This is a genomic window from Rickettsia endosymbiont of Ixodes scapularis, assembly GCF_000160735.1.
In the GTDB taxonomy this organism is placed as follows: Bacteria; Pseudomonadota; Alphaproteobacteria; order Rickettsiales; family Rickettsiaceae; genus Rickettsia; species Rickettsia tamurae.
Map to the genome: position 1 here is coordinate 502,163 of NZ_CM000770.1, position 3,352 is coordinate 505,514.

The following is a 3,352-nucleotide window of genomic DNA, read 5'->3' on the forward strand; positions in this document are numbered from 1 at the left end:
CGATTAAAACAAACGCAATAAGACATTAGATCAGGCCTGATTTTAAAATAGGAAAAATACGCCAAAAGAAGGGGGTGAGAAGACAAATGAAGAACCGCCTAAACCTGAAACACCGAAATAGAGGGCTCTGGAAGTGTCATACCGTGGCTTGACCACGGTATCCAGCTTACAACGTATATTTTTTGACATTTTTACTGGATACCGTGGACAAGTTACGGTATGACGTGTTGGATAACAATTTAAAATTATGAAAATTCTTAAGAGTTTAGTTTTATTAGTTTTGTTTATGGCGATGCCAGCTAAAGCCGATGATGCTTTTTCATGGATGTCAACCAGTTTTGGCGGGTTAAAAAGCTTATTCGGTTGTTTAGAAGTGCCTGAATTTACAAGTTTTCAAGAGGGTAATATAGGAATTAGTTTATCTACAGCCGGAACTTGGCAATCAACAGGTAATACTGTTGAGAAAGGTAAATTGTTAAAAATAAATTGGTCTACTTCAGGTATTACTCCTGAACCTAGAAAATATCTAGTATTATATAGAATTGATCCAAGGTTTAGTACGCCGCAAGTTTTCATTAAAACTTATAATTATTCTAAATTACAATTTGAAGCTTTAGGATTTCCTCGTTTTGTTACGGACAATAACAGTGAAACACCGGGGGCTATACCGCCTGATAAAAACCTTGATGCACTTTCATTTACTAAAATGTCTGATTCTGTTAAATATTTTAACTATTCTAACGGTAATTCGAGAATTGAAGTTAAGGCCGGCGATGTAGTAAATATTAGTTTAGTTGGTAAAGATAATTTTTTTAGCCCTAATACTCCAAAACTTCCTAATACCGTAGATAATATTTTAACACAGGAACTTGATAGTTCGATATTCGCTGCTTCTGCACTTTATACTCAAAGTAACCTTGGAAATTTTGATAATAGAATAATTTACTCTTCTGCAGAGCAGGTGTGTAATATGATAGATGAGGAAAGAAAAAGTGTATGTAGCGGCACGGGTACTGCTACAAAGTATAAAAACACCGATAATGGAGTAATAGTCGGTAAGCCTATAATAACGGGAGCGGTACAGAATTTCATGGGCTTAATTAATTCTTGTCCTGCTAATGCCGGTATAAATACTAACCCTGCTTGCTATTATGATCAAGGTAGAGGGATGATAATTAAAGTAGGCGGGCAGGTTATTAAGGGACGAGATCAGAGTTTTGTAAATTCAGGCAGCACTCAAAGTAGTTTTATATATTATCAAGCCACTATCGGTGGTACTATGGATTTTACTAGCGATTGGCAAGTTAGTAACATGTTTAGTAATTCAGTTTTAATGAGTGATTGGAGTAATGGCAGATTTCCTGATTATAATAGTTTTGTAAACTATATAAATACTAGCGATTGGTCAGCTAATTTTTTATATTTCGGTCGTTATTCGATGATTGTTGAAATAGGTAACGGGACAAATTCAATTAATCCGGGTGATCAACAAAATATAAAGTTAGAATATTTAATAACATCTGATGGTGCGTTACCTGATTCATCTGTTCGTGGTACGCCGGTAGATTATAACTTTGAGACTGATGCACCGCAAGATGGATATTTATGGTTAAGGGTAGTAAATCCTAATAGTAATATACAAGGGGTAGTTAGTGTAAATTATGCTAATTATACTGGTACGACTTGGTTTTCTGATATAATATATAACGGTGCTATTAAACCTATTACCGATCAGTTTAGAACTTTTAGTCAAAATTTTTATATTAAGTTAGTTAAAAATTCTGCAGTGCAGAATATAGCTAAAGCTGCATTAACCCTTTATGTTACTATATTTGGGCTAATGTTCGTTGCAGGAGCATTAAAATTAACTGCCGTAGAAGTAATAACACGTATATGCAAAATAGCTATAGTAGCTTTTTTAATTAGAGAAGAAAGTTGGAGCTTCTTTAATACATACTTCTTTAGTGTATTTACTGACGGTATTGATTTCTTTGTAACTAACGTAGTAGGTGCTACAAGCTCTAGATCTAATATTTTTGGTTTTATTGATCCTATATTTGATAAATATACTAACGGTAGGATTTGGGGATTACTATTTATTGAATTATTACAAATACATAATGGTTTAGCATTTATCGCTATTATAACCATTTATTCACTTATTACTTATTTTAGAGCTATTTTAGAAGTTATAATAGGCTATGTTATTGCATTCATAGGGGTAACTGTTATGATTTCATTAGCACCGTTTTTCATAATATTAATGTTATTTGAAAAAACTAAAAGTTTATTTGATAATTGGATATCGACATTGCTTAGCTATGTAGTGCAGCCGACAATATTATTGATTTTCTTTTTATTGATAGATCAGGTTTTATCTGAGCAGCTTTTAAAAGTGGTAGTTAGAGCCTGTTGGGATACTCTTATACCGATAAAAATAGGGCTTGATTTAACAAATCTTGGTATTCCGATTAATTTCTCTTTTACATTACCGTTCTTACCCGGAATACCTTTCTATGTACCGGATGTTCCGGAAATTAGTAGCTCTAATATTCTAACGAACAACGCTAATACTTTCTTAGTATTATTTACTACGGCTTTATTATTTTATTCATATTGCTTGATGTTATATGGTTTAGTAACTTTTGTAAATGTAGTAGTCGGAATGCTTACAAATGTTACACCGGCACGAATATCAGGAAATTATCAAGAACGTTCTGATCCTGTGGGAGCCGTTATGCAGGATATAGGTTCGGTAACAAAACCGATTAAAAAGGCTGCAATGGCTCCGGCTAGAGTTTTCAAAGACAAGATAATTGATCAAAATTATAAAGCTAGAAAACCGGAAGGGGGTGGTGAATTTACAAATAAATTCCTTGCTGAGCGTAATGATGTGAAGAAAGAGGAAGGAGAGAGGAAAGAATAATTGTAAATATTTTCACCGTTATTGCGAGGAAATTGCATAGCAATTGACGAAGCAATCTCAGGAATTTAATACTGCTTCATGAGATTGCCACGCTTCCTACGGTCGCTCGCAATGACGTTGAAATTGAGACATATGGAAATAACACATAAAAAATAAATGAACAAAAATATTTTTATTACATTATTAATATCGCTATTGCTGCTTTCCGGGTTGTACCGGCGATACTTGTATTGATCCTGATGATTTCGGGTTTTATCAAATTCAATGTCTCTTCTAGATATGATCCGGAAGAAATTACTTCAAGACAGGAGGTGATCAGGTAGCACCATGCGTGATAGTGCTTATAAGTAAACGGCTATCCTTTAACAGTTATGTAAGACGTGAGTTATATACTGCGATAGAGATACTCAGTCAGTTATCTGCATG

The 3,352-nt window shown here is 33.9% G+C and carries 1 protein-coding gene and 1 pseudogene; both read left to right on the forward strand.

Annotated elements, in window-relative coordinates; genetic code table 11:
* Positions 1–247 precede the first annotated feature (247 nt).
* Positions 248–2,926, forward strand: coding sequence for a type IV secretion system protein (locus REIS_RS02560; RefSeq protein ID WP_008579700.1), 2,679 nt, complete (start codon positions 248–250; stop codon positions 2,924–2,926).
* Between the two features lie 156 nt (positions 2,927–3,082).
* Positions 3,083–3,300 (forward strand): annotated as a pseudogene (locus tag REIS_RS16950) (hypothetical protein); the annotation flags it as partial.
* Positions 3,301–3,352: the final 52 nt, after the last annotated feature.

What these genes read in the sequence shown, in the direction of transcription:
- REIS_RS02560 (WP_008579700.1), top strand. Translation starts at nt 248, where the DNA reads ATGAAAATTCTTAAGAGTTTAGTTTTATTAGTTTTGTTTATGGCGATG.